This is a genomic window from Chitinophaga sp. YR573 (assembly GCF_900110995.1).
Classification (GTDB): Bacteria; Bacteroidota; Bacteroidia; order Chitinophagales; family Chitinophagaceae; genus Chitinophaga.
Genome location: NZ_FOJF01000002.1, coordinates 846118 through 872156, shown reverse-complemented (window position 1 = coordinate 872156; position 26039 = coordinate 846118). Strand labels below are relative to the sequence as shown.

The window sequence follows — 26039 nt, the reverse complement described above, 5'->3', positions numbered from 1 at the left end:
TGTTGATTGTTTAAAATTCTACATTCAAACCGGCCACATACATTTTAGTCAGCGGATTACTCAGATCTCCTCCTCTCTCAGGATCATAGTCTTTCACCTTACTGAAAGTAAACAGGTTCTTACCTGTTACATATACACGAAGGTTACTGATATGACTACGTTTCAGGATCCCTGAAGGCAACGAATATCCCAGTGAGATATTCCTGATCTTCACAAATGATCCATCCTTATAACCTAATGTTTTTATAAACGGTGTACCATCTTTAGATACACTGGCATTAGGTCTTGGATAATCATTAGTCTCCCTGTCCGGTGTCCAGTAATTAAAATTAGCACTGTTCTCTAACCCCTGTGGATCATACTTCGCAGCATATTCAGAGTTGATCCATTGACCAATACGTGCAAATACATACACGTCAAGATCGAAGTTGTGATACTTGAAAGTATTACTGATACCGCCGCTCCAGGTAGGCACCTGTTTGCCCAGTACAATACGGTCAGCCGTATTTAACACTCCACTGTTATCAACATCACGCACCTTTATATCTCCTGGTTTATATCCGAATTTAGTGGCCTGGTCAGCTTCTTTGCTCTGCCAGATACCGATTTTCTGATAATCGTAAAATACTTTCACAGGATAACCAATGAACCAGCCATTTGCCACATCATTGGTATTCGCGTCTGCCAATGCAACGATCTCTTCTTTGTTTTTAGAGAATGTAATGTTGGAAGTCCAGGAGAAACCATGTGTATTGATATTCGCTGTATTGATACCGATCTCTATCCCGCGGTTACGTGTTTTACCAATATTCTGCACCACTGTTCCTACACCGGAAGAAGTAGGTAAAGTTCTTTGCAGTAAAAGGTCTTTGGTATGTGTATCATAATAATCAGCTGTGAAACCGATCCGCTGATGCAGGATACTAAAATCAACACCGATATCCGTAGTAGCAGACAATTCCCATTTCAGGTTTTTATTCCCTATCTGGTTACCGATACCATAAGCCAAAGCTGAATTAGTATCATCATATGAGAAAGGTATTTTGCTTAAGTAGCTGGCAGTAGAATAAGGAGATACCGCATCATTACCTGCTATACCATAACTGGCACGCAGTTTCAGATCGCTGAAGAAATGCTGTTTATGCATGAATTCTTCATCCCCTATCCTCCAGGCTCCTGCCACAGACGGGAAGAAAGCCCATTTATTACCAGGCGCCAGTTTCGAAGAACCATCAGAACGACCGGTTAATGATAACAGGTATTTTCCTTTATAGTTATAATTCAAACGACCTGTAAAAGAGATCAGCTTACTGGCCATATAACTCGTTCTTACCGCAATACCGCTCACATTATTAGCCAATGCATAGTAAAGCTGGGAAGGCAGCAACTGCCCTTCTCCCTGTAAGAAACTGGAATCCCGCTGATCAGACAACAAGCTCGCTACTGCAGTAGCACCAAAGGAATGGTCTTTGATGGTTTTCTGGTAAGTCAGCACGTTTTCCCAGCTGATATACCGTTTGCTACCTGTATTATACTGAGATCTGGAAGAAGAAGCTGTAGAACGGCCAATCGTGTTTTTAGAAGCATATATACCGTTCCGGGAATTATCCAGCGTTACACCGAAGTTAGAACGGAAACTTAATCCCTTCAAGGGTGTCAGCTCTACATAAGCATTCAGGAAAGTACGGGTAATATGGAAATTATTCTGATAAGCATTCGGCTGCTCATCTGCCAGTGGATTGATCATAGACCCACTGTTCGGGAACAGGATCAGTTGTCCTTTGTCATCATAAGGCAGATTCAGTGGTACTATTTTATTCGCCTGGTTCAGCGGATCAGGACGGGTATTCTGATCATAATAGGTGATCTGGCTCTGCATGCCTACTTTCAGTACACTGTTCACTATCTGGTCTATATTCAGACGGCCGGAATAGCGTTTCAGCTGATCCAGTTTAAATAAGCCTTTTTCATTAAAATAATCCAGCGACAAATACACCTTTGTCTTTTCGGAACCACCGGAAACTCCTACCTGGTAATCCTGTTGCAGTCCATCGTGAATTAATAGATCGGCGTAGTTGGTCCAGAGGTTATTCTGGATCGCAGTTACTTCCGACGCATTAAATATCAGGGGATCATCTGCCACACTGTTCCAGCGGCCGGTAGTATGGTTGGCCTCCCTTTTCAGTGCAACATATTGCGGGCCGGTATCCATAGCAGGATATCCTGCCACCTGCGATTTCCCTACATAGCTGTTTACGCTCACCCGGGGTTTACCGGAGACACCTTTTTTGGTGGTGATGATAATTACTCCATTCGCACCCCTGGAGCCGTAAATAGCCGTAGAAGAGGCATCTTTCAGCACTTCCATGGATTGGATATCATTCGGACTAATATCCTGTATATTCTCATACTGTACCCCGTCCACGATGTAAAGCGGACCGTTATCCGCACGGATAGACCTGTTCCCTCTCACGGTAACATTGATTTTGGCTCCGGCGGCGCCATTACTTTTGGTGATATCCACCCCGGGCAGCTTACCCTGTACGGATTCCATCACATTGGTAGAAGGTACTTTCTTTAGTTCTTCTCCTTTTACGGATACAACAGCGCCGGTAAGGTCTCTTTTTTTCACTTCGCCATAGCCTATTACCACTACCTCATCCAGTTGTTTGTTATCCTTTTCCATTTTCACATTCATATTATCATTTACACCCTGTGTAACCGCCTGGTATCCCAGGTAACTAAATACGAGTTCTCCTTTATCGGAAGGCAATGTGAGAGAAAAATTACCCGATGCATCAGTTCGTGTACCAGTAGATGTACCTTTTAACTGAACGTTGACCATCACCAGCGGATCGCCGGTAGATGCATCTGTGACTTTTCCTTTTACTACATGGCTTTGGGCCAATGCAAAACCAGTACTGGCCAGCAACAGCCAGTAAATCATCAGCAGTTTTTTCATAACGTGTGCGTTATTATTTTCTTCTTTCGGGTTAGAGGGTTGTCCTGACGTATATCTGTTAGCGTTATTCCATACAGTATCCCCGAAACAATTCTACAGCTATATTCATTAATTGCGAAAGGATTAAGAGGATTTATTTACGCAAACGTTCCCGGAAATGATGCCTTCTATATCCATAAGCATATAGAAGGCATTAATGTCTTATTTATTCCACCCGGAACCAGTCATAATCCGCAAACCCGGAGTCATTGATTTGCGTGGGACGGGTACAGAAGATCCCCATTTTGGCGCCTACCCAGCGTCCTGCCGCTGCAGTGAAAGGTTCACCAGCCGGAATAAAATCCGTACCGTTAGTACTATAGCTAAAGCGGCAAACAGCACCGGCACTTATTACTACACGGAACCAGCAACTGTCACCAGTAAGGGTACCCAGTATTTTCTGATGTTCCGGATTGCCTTTCTCTGCATCTGTACAAACAGCATATATCAGTTGCCCCTTAGAGACCGATACAGACGCATAACTCGTCCCCATGACAATCAGTCCTGTCCGTTCCCCTTCAAGCTTCGGATTGGGCTTAAAATAGCATTTTGCAGTGGCTGTAAATGTATCTGCCGGGAACTTTTGCAGTAACAGGTTAGGAACATCCCAATAGTTATGGAAAGAATCCGGTAATTGTGCGGAGAATAACCGCAATACGCCTTTATTGGGGAAAGGCATCATCCAGGTTGATCTCGGATTTGCCTGCCATTGCCATTGCAGTCCCAGCGTATTTGCATTGAATTCGTCGGAAGTTGCCGGAGCTGAAATGGTGTTGCCCATCAAAGGTTTCTTATAGCTCAGGACCGGTTCACCTTTCCCGTCGCCATCTTTATCCTCACCAATTACAGGCCAGTTATTGACCCATTTCATGGGTTGCAGATGGACCACACGACCGTAAGCGCCTTTGTCCTGGAAATGCAGGAACCAATGCGCACCTGCCAGTGTCTCCACCCAGGCCCCCTGATGCGGACCATTTACGGGACTCTTCCCCTGATCCATTACTATTTTTTCCTCATAAGGGCCATAGATATTCTTTGAGCGGAGTACTAACTGCCAGCCGGTACTTACACCACCTGCAGGCGCAAAAATATAATAGTACCCATTTCTTTTATAGAACTTTGGCCCCTCAAGCGTAGGCTGTGAAGGATGCCCGTCAAAGATCAGTACCCCTTCATCAGTTACCTGTGTACCTGTCGCATTCATACGGTTCAGCGTAAGGATACTCTTAATACCAGCCCGGCTTCCTGCCCATGCATGTACTAAATAGACTTTACCATCATCATCCCATAAAGGACAGGGATCAATGAGTCCTTTGCCAGCTTTCACCATTACCGGATCTGACCAGGGGCCGGCAACATTGGTAGCTTTTATCATATAGATCCCAAAATCAGGATCAGGATAATAGATGTAAAATTCGTTCTTATGATAACGGATAGATGGTGCCCAGCAACCATTACCATGCTGGGGTTTGTCGAAATGTGCTAATGGGAACTGACGTTGAATAGCATGTCCAATAATCTGCCAGTTGACAAGGTCTTTTGAGTGTAGTATTGGCAAGCCGGGAGCAGCATTGAAGCTGGAAGCTACCAGGTAATAATCATTTCCTGCCCGGCACACATCAGGGTCTGAATAATCAGCATTTATCACAGGGTTTTTATAATAGCCGTTACCCAGGTCAGGTACCCATGCCTTCTGTTGTGCATGTTGATGTAAGGAGATCAACAGCAAAGTTGCCAAACAATAAATATACTTCTGCATGATTAGTGAAATTCAGTTTTCAATACGTGTGAAACTGACACCAATATAGCATAAATAAAATAAGTCCTGCTTGGTTAAAGCAGGACTTTAAAGTACAGTATATATATTTTAATTGATTAATCCGAGGTGAGTCCAGGTATCTACGGCTGTCCAGAAATCTATACTTCTGTGAGGCGCTTTGTTATGCCACCACAAAATACTTTCTCCGTGTGGTTTGAGTGCATCCAGTGAAACATAATCTCCCATACCATTGCCATATACGGTCAGCATATCATTCAGGGAAAAATCCAGGTTACCCAGTTCTTCTACTATATTCCACTGATCGTCCCCTAAAAAACTCCAGTTTTCTACCGGGGATAAGCCCATCGATTCGGAAGCGAAATAAAACCAGCCATTATGTAATTGTTCGTAAAAAGCGGTGAGTCCTTCCGGGAGGTTATTCCAGTATTTGCTGATGCGGTCGGGAATATTCTTGGATAATGGGTTTTTACCTTCGTAATAGCGGATATGGTCTCCACTTTTTACGCCATAAATCAGTGAGTATCCGCTGGTATGATAAACCAGGTCTATACTGATCAGGTTTTCTTTCAGGCAAACCAGCACGTTCTCCAGTTCGTGATTAAAAGGCTGCCACAGCTCCAGAATCTTAGCGGCTCTTTCGGCTTCATTAGCAGATAAAACTTCCAGCCAGGAAGCAGGTAATACTGCAGCAGGGTCAGGCAAGTCATTAATAGACAATATCTGTAAGTCATTTGTATACTTCTTCAGATAGTCCATTGATCTTTTGTCCATAACAAATAATCACATTAAGAATACAAATATACGTACTAAATAGATATATAATGTGAAATGTATATACAAATAAGGCTAGGACTTGATAAGCAAAGCCAGAATTTTATATAAGTGACTGATATACAGTCAATATTAATTAAACATGTAAAAAGAGTGTCTTTTTCAATCAATCATCCATGCTAGTACTTTTTAACACCTTCCTTGTAAAGCCTTAACTGGCTTGTGATCAGAGATATAATCCATATATAACCCATATATAATCCATATATGAAGCATACATAAGATATACTTCTAGAGATATGCTTTATATATTTCTTGTTTATAGTTCTTATATGCAATTAAATTATTTTAGAAAGTTCATCAGAATGCTTATCAGGACCTTATTATTACCTGAAAGAAGGTTATCAAATCGATTGTTTCAAAATCAGGGGAACTCCTTAGGTAGTGCTAAAAAAAATGGCGGGATAATCCCGCCATCACTATTATTTTATCTTTTCTATATCTATCCTAACTTTTCTTGAAGCCGGGAAATTGCTTCCCGCATTTCTGCAGCCCAGCCTTCGGGTAAACCGGGATTATTTTCATGCGTTTCTACTAATTTTTCAGCAAGCGCAAGAATCGCCGAGTCGAAATCCTTCTTGTTCACCAGAAACCCTCCATTACCTTCAAACGTGATGCGATGCATAACACGATCCTCCGGAATATTGATTCCTGCAACATTAATGTCATGCCAGTCCAAACTATTTGGATAGAGGATCTCTTCATATTGCCCCAAACCAAACCGGCTTTCCTCTATCGCAATATCGATTATCTCTTTCCAGTTACGGAGATCATACAAATTCAGATATTCATCAAAAGCAGGCAGATCTGAAACCAGACCTACCTTTTTATCACCTGATGTTGTTGCTACAATTTTCCAGTTCATAACTTAATAAAAGTAAAAAGTGGTTACAGCTTTCGTATTTACATCGAAAAATCCTTCCACAATATAACCATCTCTTGTTGTACCCTTAAATTTAACACTTGTTGATGGAGCAGGATTAGTTATCAGACTTCCGGTCCTATAAGCATCCTGCAAGGCATCGTTACATGCCTGTTCAAGTCTCGCATCAGGCCAGATGTTGGGATCATAGATCGTCTTTTTATACACAGTTGACTTTAACGCTCCGGTAGTTTGTCCGGCCGTTGCACCGGAATTGGAAACTATAGGTACCTTATACTCAACAATACGAACACCCGGAGTAGTATGCGCTACATCAGAGATCACTACTACCTGAGGGACTGACAAATCAGTTAATGGCAGACCACTCGGCACTGTATAACCGGGGTTAGTTACAAGACTTTCTTTTCTCACAATACTATTATTATCCCACATCGTTGCATCATGACACCCTTTTATATCTCTGTCCACACTCGGAACACGTATTTTTAAATGGTCCCGTATAGCATCAAAAATACTCCTTATTGATTTTAGCAGATCAATATTCTTTACAGCCTGGTTAACTTTCCAAACATTAAACAGGTTACCATTATCTGCAGCGAGTGCTAATAAATCTGCATCCGGAGAATTCTTAAAGTTATTCAGGAATTTGCTCTTCAAAGCCTCATCCAGATCCGAGAAATAAGGCTGCAGATCTGCTAATGTATTACCTCCTGTAAGTTTGGCGTACAGAGCAGGATTATCCTTAATAGACTGAAGCAGATCAATATTGCGTACACCCTGATTGGCTTTCCAGACATCAAACAATTCACCATTGTTGCGGCCTAAAGCTATTACATCCGCATCTGCTGATCCTTTAAAGTTATTTAAGAATACACTCTTCTGAGCATCATTCAGCCCATCAAAATTTGACTTAATACCTGAAAATCCGTTGTTATTTTTCAGTTTGGAGAATAACACGACATTTCCCTGACCAGGAACATTGCCCGCAGCTATTCTCAGTGTACCAAAATCTTTTCCGGCATTCGCTATATCATCAAGCCTGCTCTTTATTGTTGCTTCCGTAGCACCTTCAATATTACCCAGCTTATACAGCATCTCAGGGTTTTGGCTGAACTTGGCCATTACGTCATCTGAACAGCTCTTCAACGCACTTTCAAAATTCGTAGCGCTGCTTCCAAGACCTTTCTGCATTCCGCCATAGACGAACTTCAGATCAGGATATTTAGCCAGCATACCTGCAGCATCAGCAGCTGCCTGCTCTACGAATTTTATCGCTTTGCCCTCACCGGTATTAATAATATTATCTGCCTGGTTCTCAGTTTCAACCAATGCTGCCCGCTCTGCATCATCGGCAGTAGCCTCCATTGCCTTCGCGGCATCCCTTGCAGCCATAGCATCAGCTACCATCACCCTGGTAATCATGGTACCCGCATACAACAGGTTGCCATAATCCCAGAACTTCAATACAAGCTTACCATTCTCTGTTCTCTGCCAAACATCTCTGTACTTCGTATCAACCAGGATAGCCCCTACACCCAATGCTATATCAGTACCTCCAAGAATGATCCCCCCTGTTCTTCCCAGAGCCAGAGCGGTATTCAATTCTCCTATACCGGTAGCCATCAGGGCGGTGTTTAACACAACCATTGCACCTATCTTCAGATTATCCTTGGCGACAGAATAACACAACGCATAGGCCATAATACCTGAGGTTGTATAGGTCTTTCCTTTATCAAGTATAAACTCACCGGTAGATTTATTGTCATCAAAATGCAGCGTTACACTTTCGTAAGGATCTACTGATACTGCACCATATGTTATGGTAGTAAACTGATGACGGAAAGCCATGTTTACCTTCCCAGTGCTTAACATATCTATAACAATGGGCTTGCCAGTCCAGAAAGCCGGATCAAAGCTAAAATAACGGTTCAGTCTTTGATTCTTTCCTATCTCAGGCGCACTATTATCAAACGTATATTTTTCACTCGCATAGGAGTGCAGAATATTGACAAACTGATAGAACTGTTCTCCATTCAGATCGGCGGTATTCTGTCCTAGATAACGTTTTATCAAAAGGCCCTGATTGTCCGCATCCTGATCTGTAACAAATGCGTCTAACAATTTCTGATGGTCACCATCAGGCATATACTTAGCCAGGCGAACAGCCACTAACTCGGCATTCATATACAGTCCCTTGCGTGCCAGCACCTGGAACAGGATTTCACGTTTGGCCCATGGGATCTTACTTATCTCATCATTACTGAAAAGCATCAGTGCATTTGTAGCTTCAAGCTGCGTAGTATTCTCCAGCGAAAGATTCTTGAGGAAATCGTCTTTCACAACAGACATCATCCTGATGTAATCCACAAAATCATGCAGGAAGAATTTATATAACTCAACAGGATTGCTTTTGATTAACGGGATGCGCTCCGGATGATCGTTTCTGAGTGATGTTTCCCACCAGCCTATACAATCAGTTGTAGCAGTACTACCAGTCATGAACTTCTTAAGCGTAGCATCCCAGGTATCATAACAGTCGGAGAACTGTCCGAAAAGATCACGGTAGGCAGTACGCAATTCCACTATCTTAACAATATAAGAATGTATAGCCTGTCCATTATGATACTGTAAGGAACTCTTGAAGTAAGGCTGATATAAAGTCCAATCCTCATTACGGTTTTTGGTCAGACTACTTATGCTTGAATACTTAATGATGTCTGATTGGTCAATAAAATCATCTTTGTTGAGATATGGAGTTACCGGGAAATCAGCATACGTTTTAATTGCTTCATTATTTACATAAGCACCCTCTTTGGATTTGAGCTTCATATAGCGTATGCCATCTGATTCAGGGACAAACAGAATTACATTCTCATTCTTATCCGTTCCTGTGAGCTTATCCTGGTACAGCGCTCCCTTCGCATCCACATATCCTTTGAACATGCCATCTGAGATAGACGCAGTATAAGTAACGACCTGATTATTTTCATTCTTAATACTGAAATTATAAACATATCCGATAGGATATTCGATCTCACTGATATTGGTCACACCAAAGTTGAAGGTTACCGCACACTGTTGAGGTAGTGTCAGCTTCTTACCGGTTGGTGTCATGAAATTGAATGTCGTTCCGTTTAACAGCTTCTTAGGAATGTTGTTGGTAGACAGGTCCGCACTCGCATCATCCCCATCAAAAATACCCCATACATGCCCAGGGTCATGCACCACATCCCACTGGTATTTCAATAACGCAGAACCATTGTTATAGTCCATCAGGTTATCCGTAGTACCCTGCGTCAAGCCTATACCACTGCTGAATGTATGTTCCAGTGTAAACTGACCATGCCCGGTTTCATGTGCTACAGTAAGCGCAACATCCGCATCAGACTTGCCCTTCTCAAAGATGAACCCGTACTGGCTTTGTCTTGGCATCTTACCTAACAGGTCTCCATTAGCAAGCGTCGCCTCATTGACGATGAACAGATACACTGCATCATCTTTGATATCATGTGATTTAGCATACGCCTTCTTCATCTCCTTCTCTTCACCGGTAAAGCCGTTACTCAGGAAAGCCGACTTAGTATCCTGCAAGAATCCATTTCCATCTGTATCCCAATCTGTACTCTCGCGGAAGCTGTCATCTTTTATAATAGTATACGTAACACCTATGTTAGCATACGCTTTCTCCATGCTGCTTTGAATAGCAGCCACAGGCACAGCGGTTTCTTTACCTATTGGTATCAGCACAAGCGTTTTCTGCTTAGGCGCATAACTGGCTATCAGTAATTTACCCATGCTGATATATCCGCCACCTGCTTTAGGATACAATGCATACATCTCCTGAGCATCACTGGCAGGACCACCAGTTATCGTAACCGTGAAATTGTTACCATAATTTTTAGACGGATAAACAATTCCCTTGCCATTCGCAAACTTGATCTTTGTAACATCTATATCTTTCCCATTCTCTAAAGTAGCGGTCACTGTATCCTGAACACCTGGCAGAATAGCCTTCGCACTCACCCTGTACTGTCCATTCGCCAGTAATTCATAACTGCTGTCCAGCACAGATTTACCTGCATAAGCATCCTTCCATGCATCAAAGGCATACTTACCAGAGGCAACAAATGTTACTTTCCCATTACTCAGTTGCAGATTATTCAATGATGCAAGTGTTGCAGCATCCATTGTCTTATCCCGTGTACCCGCAGAAGTTACAGTACCGTTCTTATCAACACTATACAGATTACCATCTGCATCTTCCAATACCAGTGGCAGGGTCTTACCTGCTTTAGCATAGTCTATCACTTCTGTACCACCACCCTGTGGAGAGGTGATAGTAATAGTATGAGAAGTAGTATCTACTTTAATATTATCTGTACTGAATATGTGCAACTTAGTCGTGATATCAGTTACGATATCTCCCGTCTTCACCTGCCCAACATCATTTCCTCCACGCTGACTCTTCACCGCATCACTTACAAACTTATCGATGCCACTGGTAACAGCCTGCATCTCCCCTTTTATCACTACCAGGTCTGTATTGATAGTGATGTTAGAGAATGTCATCAGCAATCCTATCCCAAAACCCGGAGTGATCACACGGCCTTTACCGGTGAATACACCGTTACTACCGCTCACTTGTGTTAACAGCACATCAAAATGTCCGATACGCACAATGAAACCCGGAATAGCCAGCAACAGCGGCTTGGTATTCTCAGGCGTTTTTAACAGGTCTCCATCACCACAAACAAAGGTGCGCAGGGAATCCGTTGTCACTTTCACCACTTCACTATACGGGCCATATACACCCGCTATCCGCCATTGCAAACGAGATTCATACGTACGGTTTGGTTCCAGGCTATTGAGTGTAAAAACACTGTCCGATAACTCTTCAGATGACCAGTCAAACTCTGTCCCGTCTTTCGCCGCCGCACGGTATTGTAACCGGTATGCCTCTACTGTATAGGAGCTGTTGTTATCCGCCAGCGGCCAATGGAGCTTAATACTTCTCTCCCCATTAGACGCACCATATAACAATGGTTGTTTAATATTATTTACAGCAAAAGGATTGGTACCTAAGTACGTAAATGTACACGTCTGACTGAGTCCCTGGTTACTGAACAGGTCACGACCGCTCTTATCACGGGCCTGTACATTCCATGCATACTGCATACTGTCTATCAGCTGCGGTTCGCCGGGGCCATAGATGATAGTGTTGCTTTCTGTCGTGATCGTATAAACAGGCGTACTACTGCGAACAATATAATCAGCATTACTATTCTTAGGTTTTATTTCATACAGGGAAAAAACATATTCTGTTCCACTTCCCGGTAAAGGATTAGGGGTATTACGGCTGCTCCAGTTAAAAGAAAGGAATTGTGGATCACGCTTTTCAACACGACTACCACAAATAGGTAAATTCAGTAATGGGGGATCACTTTTCTGGAAGAAGAATATATTGGCACCTACATTACTCACCTGCACCTGCTGACGACGATAGTCATACGCCGTAAAAGAAATCCGGTAAGCGCCTTCAGGCAAAGATTTATTACGATCGTAGGTTTCGCGGCTAAATCCACCACTGAAATCTATATTATTGGTACTGAGATAATCTGAGAGATCAGTCCCGCTGATAATAGTCGGAACTCCAGGCATCAATGTCAGCGGCTTCGGATGAAAAGCTCCGGAGGTACGCATAATCAGCGTTCCGTTCTGCTCTACTGTCATCTGCAGGATCACATCATAGCTGGGCTGCGTGAGATCATTCTGTACCAGTATCACACGTAGCTTGTCGCTGCCCGGCACTGCATAATCCGGCAGATAAACACTGTAAGGCGGAATGATCTGTGTACTGGCAGTAACGGGGTATTGCTGCGCCCGGGCAACAGACGTTACAAACAGTAACAGGCAAAACAGGTAGCGGGATATCTGAAACATAGGTGATCTCATGGTCAAAACGAATAGGTATAATTGATAGTACTGGTTAACTCGTTATATCCGGGTTGGGCTGCCGCAGCGCCTCTTAACATCCACATTACAGATGCTCCGAAATTATGTGTTGTTTTATGGGTACTGCCTTCGGCCTGTTTCCCTTTGGGAGAATAATTCAGATTCAGCCCGCTGTTGAACAATGTACTTTTGGTAGTAGTACTCAGCCCCGCCACATCGCTGGTAGCATTGGTAATATTGTAAGTAGCAGTGACACCGGTACGGAATGTTTTATCAAAAAACTGCTTGTTCACATTCACACTTGGCCCCATAAAAGTGGTGTTCAAACCGGAAGCTGTGTTCTTGTAATAGTTTACTGATCCTGTCATGGATAAGGTCTTCGGAAGCAGATTATAACTATAGCTTAAATTAGAAGTAAAAAACTTACTGAGGTTTTCTGTTGCGTCTACAGCACTGCTTCTGTCACTGGCATACTGGTAAGAAGAATTAAGCGTGATAGCATGTTGTACTTCTTTATTACCTGTACGATACATCAGCATCCCATTATAACTGTTATTCACCTGGTAGAAATCCAGGGTATCCTGGGGATTATTAAAGTAAGGATCTATGAGTGGACGTACCCGGGTGTAATTACTGAAATTGGAATATCCGGCATTGATGACCCAATGTTCATTAGGTGTAATACCGGTGTTAATATTTGCCACTATTCGTTTCGCATCACTGGTTTTGCTCTTATCCAGATTGTTCACCTGCACCCCTGCATTAGCGGACAAATTCACCTTCCCTCCAAATAGCTGAAAGGTAGGCGCTACCGTAATGTTCCTCATATCGTTCACCACGTTATAAGCGCCTAATGTTACATAGTCCGGCGCAACACGTTCGTAACGCAGCTGAATGGTGTAGAAGTTACCGGTGTACCCCAGTCCTGCCTGTATCGCATCAAAGTAACGCGTCGTATTGGTTGGCGTTAATAAATGGCCTAAGAAGTTAGACGTTCCCCTGCTGCTGTCAAACGCATTTTTCTCTGAACGCACATCCCTGTTCAATGCAGACACTGAATACTCTGCATCTACAAATATCCGCTGGGTAATATGCTGACGCAGATTTAAGGCAATAGCAATATTTTCTTTGGGAGAGATCGTTGCATCTGCTGGTATATAAGGCAGTGAAGACACATTATCTTTTGCATGAAATAAAGAAACACCATAGGCATTTCCCTGATCCTCATATCCGACTTTTATCCCTTCACCTTTACGTTCAAAAGCAGCCCTGTTATAACTATCCGGCACCAGTACGTCAAAAGGTACCGCCTTCAGTAATGTACCATACATGGCACTTACTCTCCACTTACCAGGTGTTAATTCCACCCCTACCCCGTTGAACATATGCCCGGCCAGTGTATAGTTGCTGAAAGTCATACTGGTACTACCCAGATAGGCCCTTGCCCATTTATAGGAAGGCGCAAAGCGGAACTGGTTAAACGGCTGTGAATAGTTTTTTCCCTGGTTACTGTAACTGAATGAAAAAGGCATAGAATACCCGAACAGGTTAATGTTGATATTCCCATTCAGGTACCAGGCCAGCGGATCTCTCCTGTTATCAATACCATTGGCTTTATAAAGCGTAGTACTGGCATTGACAGATCCGCTCATCGTGACGCCTTTCTTTACCCCCAGCTGATCCAATGCCTGCGAGGAAGCAGATAAAGAAGCGGTGAGTAATAAAAGAGAAAATATATAACGGTTCATTTTCATGCTACTTGCTAATAATAAAACGTACATCCTTACTATCATTCTCCGCTATTACCCTCAACAGGTAAGTACCACTGACAGTATTACCAAGTGCGAATTTGTCATCAATCTGCAATGAAGGAGAAAATTGTTTACTGTCCACCAGGCGGCCGTTCATGTCATAGACAGATACCACCACCTGTTGTTTCTTCACCATCTTCACCTGAAAACTGAAATACCCGTTATTAGGATTCGGTGATAATAACACGGTATCTATCACATGTATAGGCAATGTATAAACAGGCCCCGCCAGCGGATCATAGGTATTAATCACGATATCCTTTTTCCGGGAATAAGTGCAGCTGCCGAAAGTAGCGGTCATCTGTATCCAGTAATTCCCTTCTTTACTGAACTTAATCAGTGGAGCTACGCCGTCATAACCCATGAAGATGGCTTCAGGAGAGTATGTCCAGCTGATATTATCCGGTGCAGGTAAACTGATGTCTTTAATCACCAGTGTATCCAGTGCATTTTTCCTGGATGCTACCAGGAAGTTTACATCCGGTTTTACATTCAGTTTATCTATCAGCACATCTTTACTCACGTTACAACCATTCACATCCTGTACGGTGATATTATAATTACCTGCTAGCAGGGTTTCGAATACCGGTGTTATGCCCAATGCACCTTTATCAATGGCATACTGATAAGGAGAAATACCACCCTGTGCATTTGCTGTAATACTACCATCACTTAAGCCATCACATATAGCAGGAGCCGTAGTGGCAAGGGTAAGCAGATCAGGCTGTGTTACCTCATAGTTAAACGATTGTGTACATCCTTTACCATCTGTTACTTTCAAAGTATAATTTCCGGCAGGTACATGCAGCGGGTCCCCTACATTCCACTGATTACTGTAATTACCATCCCCTCCGCTTACCATTACTTTCACCGCTCCGCTACTCTCACCAAAACAATTCACAGGTGTGATAGTGGCTGTAGCTGTGATAGCAGGATTTAATGCTTTCACAATAGCGTTTTTAGCCGCTATACAGCCGTTTTTATCCTTTACCTGCATAGTATAGCTCCCCGAGGTCAATGATGCGAAAACAGGCGTTTCCTGCCATTGTTCCGTATTCAGTTCATATTGATAAGGAATAATACCCCCGGCTGCCTGTAAGGTGATCTTACCGGTAGGATCGGCCCCACAGGATAAATCCTGTATTCCTGCCACTGTAAGAGATACGGCAGCTGCCTGTTGCAGTACTACGCTTTTGGTAATGACACAACCCCGGCCATCCTGAATTTTCACAGGATAAGTACCAGCTGTTAAACTATTGTATTTATTGACAGTTGTATAAGCGCCGTTATTAAATGAATACTGATACACGCCACTTCCTCCGGTTGCTGCGATATCTAATGTACCATCAGCAAGGCCATAACAGGAGATCTGTGCACCATTAAAATCTGATGTAGTAATACCGGCAGTCAGTGTGGATGCAGGAGCCGTTATACTACCAGCATTTAATATCGCAGAATAACAACCCGGCGCATCTTTTACTCTTACAGAGTAAGTCCCTGCACCCAATGCTGTTGTATTAGTAAATACGGTATAATCAACTCCGTTCAGGGAATATTCATTGGTTAATGTACCGGCACCACCATGTACCTGTATATTGATAGTACCTGTGGTACCATAACATACAATATCATTCAACGTGATTTTATCAATGATGATAGTAGGGTCCTGTGAATTGATCTGTACAGCCAACTGCTGCCCACAACTATTGGCATCTTTTACATAGATGTTATAGCTACCGGCTATCAGATTATAGAAAGATGTAGCCGTTTGCCATTTAACATTATCAATACTATATTCCAGACTACCAGTACCACCACTTCCTGCTACAGTAATATTACCGGCAGGAGTAGCCGCACAAATCACATCCTGTTTGCTCACCAATGCAAGATCCAGCGCGAGAGTAGATTGTGTAAATGAATAACTGGCTGAAGAAATACAACCTCTTCCATCCTGTACTTTCAGTAAATGACTACCTGCATTGATATGCCGGATCACTGAAGAATCTCCAAAGGCGCCATTATCCAATGCATAGGTATATCCGTTGTAAGTACTACCGTTACCACCACTGGCAGTAATAGTAGCAAAGCCATTATCTCCACCGGAACAGGAAATGTTATATCCGTTATAATCTGATAAAGCAGCAGTATAAGTAAGTGCTGATGTTGGTGCAGTAACAGATAACTGACCTGCATAAACATCTGTACAACCCTGTCCATCTGTTACCATTGCATGATAATCACCGGCAGTTAATGCAGCCCCACTGGTATATGCAGCACCATCAAGCGTATAATTATAAATACCATCTCCACCCGTTGTTGCCAGAGCAATACTACCCTTTGTACCATAACAAATGATATCACTCACCGTAGCACTCTGCACCTTCAATGCAGGGTACAGATGAGCAATACTTATCAGACTATCTTTACTACAGCCATTGGCATCCGTAATCCGTAAAGTATAATCTCCGGCTACCAGATTTGTAACACTATCTTTAAAAGAAACTCCATTTACCAGACATACATAAGGGGCGGCACCACCGGAGATATTCGTAACAATTTTCCCTGTAGCTGCTCCATAACATTTGATATCCGTCTTAACTGCTTTAATAACAATAGCAGGCTGTATCAATGTTACAGTAGTTGACTTTTCACAACCACGACTATCCTTTACACTAATAGTATAACTACCTGCTGAGAGATTGTCAAATACAGGACTACCCTGATAACTGTTACTATTTAATTTATATTGATATACCGTACTTCCTCCGGCTGCTGCAACAGTAATACTACCATCCCCCGATCCTGTACAGGAAATATTAAATCCATGATAATCGGAAGACACCGTACTGAAACTCAATTCAGCAGCAGGTAATGTAATAGGATAAGTATCCGTAGTTTCTGTTTTACAACCCTTGCCATCACTTACCCGAAAAGTATAAGTACCGGCAGTATGTAATACATTCCCAGCAGTGAAATTCGTAAATGCCCCACCTGTAGACCAGCTATAGGTATAATTACCATCTCCACCGGAAGCTGCTAAACTCACTGATGCCCCTTCTGTCAGACATACTGCTTCATGCACCGTAACATCTGTAAAGGTTACCGGTAATGGATCATCCAATACAATCGTAGATGATGTAACCGTACAACCAGCAGATTTAGTATCGCTGATGATTACACGATAAGTACCCGGCTCAAGTCCTTCTATCTGTGTATCTGTATTAAACCAGAAGCTATTACCTGCCCAGGCCCCCCCTTTGTATTGCTGCCAGGTATAATTATAAGATCCAGAGCCACCCGTCACTACCGCTTTCAATATACCATTAGCTGCATTAGTACAGGTGATATCCGTTTTTTGCAGCGATACCTGCAAAGCAGCTCTCTGATAAACAGTAATTAATTTAGTAGCCACATCATTACAGGTAGTAGCCTGGTTCTTTAATGTAACAGTGTAATCTCCTGCTGATAAACCTGAAAATATACCAGTGGTATTAGTTACAGCTCCTAACGTATACTTGTAAAGACCCGATCCTCCACTGGCAGAAACCTTTAAGGCACCGTCACTGCCACCATTACAACTCACGGAATCAGTAGATAACAGTTGTAAAGAAAGAGCCGTGATGGTATTCAATGTTACCGGACTGCTCCAACCCGGACAACTACTATAATCCGCATTAATCACTTCAGCAGTATAATTGCCACCTGCTAAACTATTGAATGAATAACTCGTGGCAGTAGTTGTGGCAGATTGTGCGAACAGTACACTGTTTTTATACAGGTTATATTGATAATTTGTTCCGCCACTGGCGGTAATACCTATGCTACCATCACCCGGACTGATACACAACGGCTGTGAAACAGTCACTGAGCCAGTGATCTGCGGTGGTCCGCCAATAGTTACCGGCACTTGTCTTGTGATACCCGTACAGGTATTATCTCTTACTATTGCTATATACTGACTGGCTGGCAGATTCTGCCATAACATGGTTGCATTAGCAGAGAGTTGTTCTGCTGATACAACTGTACCAGTAGATGTAGTTAACTTGAAATAATAACCGGAAGAAGCATTACCACCAGCTGCAGTTACACCTATAGCGCCGTCTGTTGCCCCATAACAGCTGACATCTTTTGTCTGCGCTGTATTATTAGAAATGGATAAATCCGCTAGTTCACCTATCGAAATAGGTATAGACGTAAAACAGTTACCACTTCCAGATCCAGGATTTATCAGCCATAAAGCATAATCACCCTTAGGTATTCCTGTTGCATGCACACCTGATGAAACCAGTTCAGAACCATTACTCTCATCCACAAAATCCCCGCAATTAGAGGCAGTATTACCCAGATCCGGATTACATGGAACTGTTGTACTGGCAGGCCGGAGAATCCAGCGCATAGTAGAGAAACCTGCAACTATATTAGAAGGATCTATATCAATCTTCCCATTATTCTGACCAAAACAGGAAGGTGTTTTTACAATTTTACTGGCATCTGTCACCGTCGGAGGCGATGGCGAAATCGATAATGAAATGGTGGCAGTACTATAAGCGGAATAGTAAGTAGCATCGCTATACTTCGCTTTTTTCCTGCATCTGAACTTTACATTCTGCGTAGCTGATTTAAGCTCAGGGATACGTTCACCAGGTCTAAAATAAATAGAATAAGAGTTTTGTGATGAATCCATCCCCTTCCATGTGGTGCTACCATTCAGATTATATTCCCATACCACTGAAGTAGTAACATAACTGTCGGAAAATAAAAGCCAGTTTAGAGGGGAAGTAAGCCCCATTTGTTCATTTCCGCAAATCTGGGTAGAGGAAGATGCATTAATAGTAAGGTCTTTCGGCGCCGGCATCTCATATGTCCATCTTGCTGTAAAACCACTATAACTCTTGTAAAGCCCATAAAATGGAACAGTTCTTTCAACCAACCTCTCACTAATAGGATAAATATCATTGGGAAAAAGACTAGCGACACTGGCACCACCACTACGAACCATCATAAATGCAGGCCCATAGCTGGTACCTGCACCTATTACAATACCTACACCATCTGCAGATCCAAATGGTGTAGAACTAAATGCATTATTCAGGTATAACTGCAATGACCCCAAACCTGAGGGGTTCTGCACATTTCCATACACAAGCACACTGGTAAACAAGGGAGTCGTTTGCCCCAACACACCATTTACGAATAATACAAAACTTACAAAAAGTAAAAGTTTCTTCATCCAGTTGATTTAATATTTTACTTCAATTACCTTACTCATCTCTGTCTTCATATCTCCCTTCAAAACTGCTATAATTTTATATTTATATACATTTCCTAAAAACACATCATTATCCGCCCATTGCCTGCTAACTCCATCCAGTGTAGAGAATAAAAGGAACGGACTATCATTTTTAGCCCTGAATATGCGGAACTGTTTTATCTCCGGCTGGTTATATAACCAGTTCAGCACAATCTGTTTTTTGTCCTGATCAGGTACTGCATTGATATTCTTAACAGCAGGGCGTTTAGCTGCTTCAAACCAGATATCCCCGCTCAGTTCCTTTGCCTTATTCCCTGAATCATCAGAAACTTCCAGTTCGTAGTAATAGGTATTACCCGCCTGTAAAGCAGTATCTATATATTTCTCCCGTTTATTAAGCGTATCCCAGATAGCCACTGTCTTACGACTGCTATCTTTTGCATTGATACTATATAATGCATACTTCACCACATCTTCACTGCTGCTGTTATGCCATTCCAGTACAACAGCATGCAGGCTGTCAGATCTATACGCTCTGGTTATTACAGGAGAAGAAGGCGCAATGGTATCCGGGCGTTTCAATGCCAGGTAAGGCGTATAACCGGAAGTGTTATAATTCTTATCCACCGCTATTATTTCATAATATACTTTAGATGTCAGCGTGTGCAATGTTATTGTATCTGTAAATCCCGGCTCTGTAAGAATCACTCTTGTTACCTCTACAAACTCTTCTTTCGGGCCGTTGGCACGGAATACACGATATCCCTGTAAATCCTTTTCTTTATTAACATCCCATTGCAGAGAAACGATGCCGGTAGAATCTACCTTACCTATTAACCCTGTTGGTATCACCGGTGGTATCGTATCTATTACCTGCGCGAAATAAGGGAAGGAATAAATGGCTTTACCGCTTTTGGTAATCCCTTTAATTCTATAATAATTCGATCCCAGTGGTTTATCATCTGTAAAAGTATATACAGGTGATTTCAGGGTAGCTAAAGGCTCAAAAGGCCCTTTCCCGTTGGCGCTGCGGGTAATGATGATTTTAGTTAATTGTTTGGATAACTCACCGGGCAAGAACCAGCGTAACTGGATCTTTTTATTATCAATCACGATAATCGTATCCATCACCGGCCTGTCTGATACAGATGCTACTCCCGATCCTTCTACTGTTTTTGAATAAGGTCCGTAATCAGCAAATGGCGTAATACCACGTACCCGGTAGATATATTTGTTTTCATTATCAGGCAATGAATCCTGGTAATAAGAGAAACCTGCTTTATCCGGCCCTGTAGGCATAACCGGCAAATCTGTTACCGGTGTAAATTTCTTACCATCAGTAGATCTTTCTACCTGGTAAGCCGTATACATATTCCTGTTGAAAGCTGTGAGCCAACCCAGTGTAACAGTACTGTCTGCACCTACTATCGCCAGCTCCTGAGGTGGAGATAATAAAGTGGGTTCATCCAGAGAAGCTACTACAATGGCTGTATCTATAATAAGGTTTACCGGTTGTTTCGCCAATGAAATACGATAGGCATAACGTTCACCCTTTTTAACATTATTATCTTCCAGGAAAAGCCCGGCACTCTTAGCTGCATTTATAGACAAATCACAGGAGAGTAAGGCCATCCCCATGCGCCAGTCGTTCTGATTCTGGTTCTCAAAATAAGCTCCTATACCAGCTTCCGGTTTCAGCTTCTCAGCCTTTTCACCATAGATCAGTTCTGCAATAATGCCAATACGTTCATCTTTATCTGCTGCTACTTTCATCTGTTCCAGCGTATAAGGCTTCAGCGGCTGGGGCGTCAATAATACCGGTTGTGGTTTAGTGACCAGTTGCCCGTTGATGGCAACTGTAAAACGCTCTACCGTATACCCGTATTTGTTACCCATCTCCCAGGAGATATAACTGGCGGGCGACCAGCGCAGCCTGATTTTATCTTTACCAGCATCTGCAAGACCGGCGATACGATGTTCTTTTTGCTGGGCATATACTACACCGGAACAGCTCAGCAACAGAAAGAATAATATAAAACGGTACATGGTCATCAGAGTTTATAATAAATGCTACGCGTAACAGATGATGTAATATTGTTAGAACCAGGTAATCTGTATTTCAGTTCTACCGGGTAATAAATGTTCCCCTGTAAATCAGGATAAGTAGATGTCAGTAATCTACTGATGGCCGGTGAAGCAGTCACACCATTAATGTACAAGCGGTTTGCTTTATTCAGCAGTTCGTGATAATCATCATTTGCCACAAAAGAAACGTAGTACATAAAGCGGCAGCGGTCCTGTATGGTAGGTGCCAGTCCTTCAGAGATAGCCGCATCTTCCAGTCTGTATCCGGAGGTATTGGCATTATACAAACGCACCGCATCCAGAGGAGGAATACCGCCCGTAGTAGTCTGATCACGTGTGATCGTCATACCTGCATTGAACGGATAACCTGTGTAGATCAGTGGCATCAGCTGTGTTTGTAACCAGCTGTTATTGGTACCTGCTACCAGGGATATCAATGATTTGGTAGAGAACGTATTATCTCCTTCCGTTTCGAATTTGTCGAATGATTCAGTCGCATCAAAACGTTGTCCGATTACACTGATATAATTAGTGGCCACATCAAACAGATCTCTTGGATCTGAAGTGGCGCTCATCTTCTCTATAAAGGTGTTGTACTTACTGGTACGGAAGCTGTAATTGATAACTTCTTTGCTGACAGCAGAAGTAGCATTACCTTTTAATGTTGTTTGCGCGATAGTGGTAGAATCCCCATCTGCGGATACATCCGTCTGTGATTGCGACTGTACATTATTAGCAGCCGTTTGTCCATCCAGGGAAGAACGTACAATATTAAATGTATACACTGCTTCCTTCCCCATATTCTGTGGAATATCAAAGTTCACCTGTGCCATTCCTTCATCGTAGTTGAAAGCAGGATTCAGCACCTGTCCGCCTGCCTGTGTCATAGCAGCGGTGATCTTCCATTTCTTACCTGAATCATCTGTAGTAGCAAACAGGTAAGGCTGTCCACGTTTCAGTTTAATATATCCTTTACCATATTCTTTAGGCAGGAAGTTATATTGTCTGTTAACAGGGTATGCATAGGCTACATTCTCCCATGGTATATTATCAGGCGCAGCACCGGTGGTGAAAGTAGCCGATTTCACTTCGAAGTCCGCTTTCAGGGAATCCCAGTTGCTACCATTTTGTCTTTCCACATGCACCCTGGCAGAAGCTGTCAGTTTGCTTGTTGGCGGTAATATATCCCTCAGCGTGAGTGAGGCGGAAGTACCGTCATCACTCATGGTAGTAATACCAGTGATAAAGGCATTGTCTTTCTGCAGTGTCAACGCATCCAGCTGAATACGGTAGGTGGCTACTTCATCATTCTCATTTAACATGGAGAAAGGTTTTACTACAGGCATGTTAAAGGCCACCTGTGGTGTAGCAAACACACTTATATCGCTGGTATTATCATCCGGTTTGATATCATTAATGATCGTGATGTTCAGTTCTTTGGCGCTCACCAGTTCACACTGGGTACCTAACTCCACTTTAATATTCGCCTTCCCTTTGATCATTCCTCCAAGTACGGAGTACTTCACGCCTACCATTCCCCTGAGCCAGCTGGGGTTGGGGAACTTAGCCTGCAATAGTACGGCTGCTGATAACTTGGCAATAGAGAAACCCCGTTTCTTACCAAATACCTTCACGCGAATCCCCACATCACCTTTCAGATAAGCGTACGCCTGTCCGGCGGCATACCATCCGTTAAACCCTATAATACTGTTACTGCCTTTACAACGGGCCTCTCCATAATCACGTAACAGGACATCCGCTCCTGCTCCTATGGCAAATTCTCCATATACTCCATAATCAAACTTAAATCCTGCACTGAAATGTATACCATAACCAAATCCACTACCACTCTTCATAGAGTTTTCCATCGCCATGAAGTTGGTATTCACATCATCAAATACTTCACTTACTTCTTTAGGTAAAGGCGGCATATCTTCCACCTTCGTACCCATCATGAAATATGTCTTTACTTCTGCAAGTCCTAATATAGACAGGCCAAACATCTGTGAAGGACGGCCTATATAGAACCACCAGTCATCCGGAGCGATATGCAAGGCAGCTTCACCTACCAGACCACGTTCATTCACTCCTTTCAGCACACCAACTATATTAATATATGTTTTAGAATTGGCGTCGAAGGTATGGTTCACATTATCATAGCGCATTTTAAACTGTACCCATGCCGGTGCGGAATCATCTTCCCCTGCTTCTGATTTACTCTTCGCTTTTACGGCTTTATGCAATACATATCCAGCCCCGTCAAACTGTGCGTAACGGAAGCCCCCATCAGTTCCAAACTGTACTTCCAGGGCTACGTTGGCATTCACCACCATATCCGCGGTCAGCGCCAGGGATACTCCACCCATGAAACCCAGTCCGGCTTCTTTTACAGGGATATACTTGAAGATCTCGTTCACATCTTTCAATCCCCCCTTACCATCAATCGCATTCCTGCTGTCATAGGGGTCGAAATCCGATGGTCTTTCCATATGGTAAGACATTCCTCCCATCAACCCATTGATCTTAATAATAGGCGTAATAGGAATGGTTACGCCTATGTATGCATCCACATGCCAGTAACGGTAATCGTCTTTTGATCCGAAATAGGCAGTGGCTGTTGCTTTGGGTATAGGCCCGGGAATGGTAAAGTCCAGGAAACCCCTGAAACCATTTCCATATACCGGATGATTATCAAAAATGCTGAGGATACCATGCATCTTGAATGCCATTACGGCTACGGTAAGGTCTATATCACTGATTGTTACCTTATCCAGTTTCCAATGCGTGGTCGTTTTTTCTACGGGTACATTATTGACAGTAACGGTTTGTACTTCTTCCTGCTGACTCGCAGTAACAATAAAAGAAGTACTACCACCAAATCCCTTATCAGATGAATTCATAAAATTCAGCCTTACGGTAGCGCCTATCCCTATTTTACCTTCTGCTATACCAATATGTATACTATCGAAGCCTATCGGGAATCCACCCATTTTAGAACCACCTGCAGTACCGATATCGAATGTACCGCTGTGTACATAAGGCTTCTTCGTAGAGAGGGTCAGATCCTGGAAAGCAATGTTATTGACGTTTAATACGCTTTTATTGAGGGTGACCTTGCCGTTTAATACGGCCATCGGCAGAAAGTCTTTTTCTGTTTTGGTGATGGATATACGGGAGTCTTTACCGAGGGTAATATTTCCTGCAAAGAAGCTGTATGTTTTGTCTGCGGTTGTTTTTAAGCTGAAAGAGTAATAAGTATCACTTCCCCGCATACTCACACTGGCATCGTAAGCCAGCGGATCTTCTCCTATGAAGTTCACCCGCAGCATTCCGCCCAGTGTTCCTCCATTCAGTTTATTCTTACTGAAACTGATCCCTAATTTATCTATAGATAAAGGCCAGCCACCTGCGCTGGCATCTCCTAATTTAACGATGTTTTCTGCTGTCAGGCTACCACTTACCCCCTGATCATCAATGATAAAATTGGTAACAGTCACTTTAGGTCGCCCTTCGGCGGTGGCTAATTGCTGCGGTAACCCTACTTCCAGCTCCTGCAGGAAAAAACCTCTCCATAATAAAGGACTGGCAGGATCATCCAGCATATCGCCGGTCACATTCAATCCACCGGGATTAGCCACATCACTCATGTCCACTACTGCATTCTTCACTTTGAAACTGAAGTCCGTCATTCCCGTTATATGGAACGCAGGTATATCCACCGTAGCCATGATGTTACTCAGGTCCGTTACATTCACTTTCAGGGCTGCACGTAATTTATCTGTCTTTGTATCCTCCGGTTGTATCCAGGTACTGTCAAAGCCAAATACAGCACTCAGATTGGCATCTTTAAAGCCGTTACAGTCCCATTCTATGTAATTGTCGCCATTACCTGGAAAAGTGAGGTCTACATGATCATTAATATGGATATTCTGATCGTTCAGCAGCACCAGTTTGGTGGCAGTCACTGCGCTAACACCGCCGGGCGTGAAGCCAATATTTTTACCACCGAAAATGAGGTCATTGCTGGTACCGGGGAAGGTAAAGCGGAAATAGGCGCTGAAATAGGCCCCTGTAGAGGTCATACGGGCACTGTCAATCGCAATCACGTATGTTTTGCCATTGATCTCTCTCACCAGTCCTACCGGCAGAGTCCCCATGTCCTCATTGTTCAGCGCGTTTATAAAACGCCCTTTATCCTGAATTTCCTTGAAAAGTCCCTGCACATAAGCATTTGCACCTGCTGTATCTATCAGGTTAACCGGAGAGGATAAAACAATGCACGGCTTAAAAAACGACAGTAAAAAGAACAGCACAGCTGTTACGGGCATAGGTAGAGGGGTACCACGACGCATTATCATTAGTTAACAGGATTGTCCCTTGAATAATTCTTCGCATTAAAACTAATACAAATATAATGAATGCATTCAAAAAAAGCAACATATTAC

9 protein-coding genes are annotated in these 26039 nt (G+C 42.9%); all 9 read right to left on the bottom strand.

What is annotated here, in order from left to right:
• Positions 1-10: 10 nt before the first annotated feature.
• The gene (locus BMW86_RS23320; protein WP_089784435.1) at positions 11-2962 is read right to left on the bottom strand and encodes a SusC/RagA family TonB-linked outer membrane protein; all 2952 of its coding nucleotides are present in this window, start codon (positions 2960-2962) and stop codon (positions 11-13) included.
• A gap of 205 nt (positions 2963-3167) precedes the next feature.
• Complete coding sequence (locus tag BMW86_RS23315; RefSeq protein ID WP_089784432.1) at positions 3168-4760, bottom strand: glycoside hydrolase family 43 protein; 1593 nt, start codon at positions 4758-4760, stop codon at positions 3168-3170.
• A 108-nt stretch (positions 4761-4868) separates the two neighbouring features.
• Positions 4869-5552, bottom strand: a complete 684-nt coding sequence (locus BMW86_RS23310; RefSeq protein WP_143056670.1) for a hypothetical protein — start codon at positions 5550-5552, stop codon at positions 4869-4871.
• 502 nt (positions 5553-6054) lie between these two features.
• Positions 6055-6477: a hypothetical protein gene (locus BMW86_RS23305; protein ID WP_089784428.1), complete on the bottom strand. Its 423-nt coding sequence runs from the start codon at positions 6475-6477 to the stop codon at positions 6055-6057.
• A 3-nt stretch (positions 6478-6480) separates the two neighbouring features.
• On the bottom strand, positions 6481-12447 hold the full coding sequence (locus tag BMW86_RS23300; RefSeq protein WP_089784426.1) for a fibronectin type III domain-containing protein: 5967 nt from the start codon (positions 12445-12447) through the stop codon (positions 6481-6483).
• Between the two features lie 2 nt (positions 12448-12449).
• Complete coding sequence (locus BMW86_RS23295; RefSeq protein WP_089784424.1) at positions 12450-14201, bottom strand: hypothetical protein; 1752 nt, start codon at positions 14199-14201, stop codon at positions 12450-12452.
• Position 14202: 1 nt separating this feature from the next.
• Positions 14203-19488, bottom strand: a complete 5286-nt coding sequence (locus BMW86_RS23290) for a T9SS type A sorting domain-containing protein (protein ID WP_089784421.1) — start codon at positions 19486-19488, stop codon at positions 14203-14205.
• A gap of 9 nt (positions 19489-19497) precedes the next feature.
• The gene (locus BMW86_RS23285; RefSeq protein WP_143056669.1) at positions 19498-21555 is read right to left on the bottom strand and encodes a fibronectin type III domain-containing protein; all 2058 of its coding nucleotides are present in this window, start codon (positions 21553-21555) and stop codon (positions 19498-19500) included.
• A 5-nt stretch (positions 21556-21560) separates the two neighbouring features.
• Positions 21561-25946, bottom strand: coding sequence for a hypothetical protein (locus BMW86_RS23280; RefSeq protein ID WP_143056668.1), 4386 nt, complete (start codon positions 25944-25946; stop codon positions 21561-21563).
• Positions 25947-26039 lie beyond the last annotated feature (93 nt).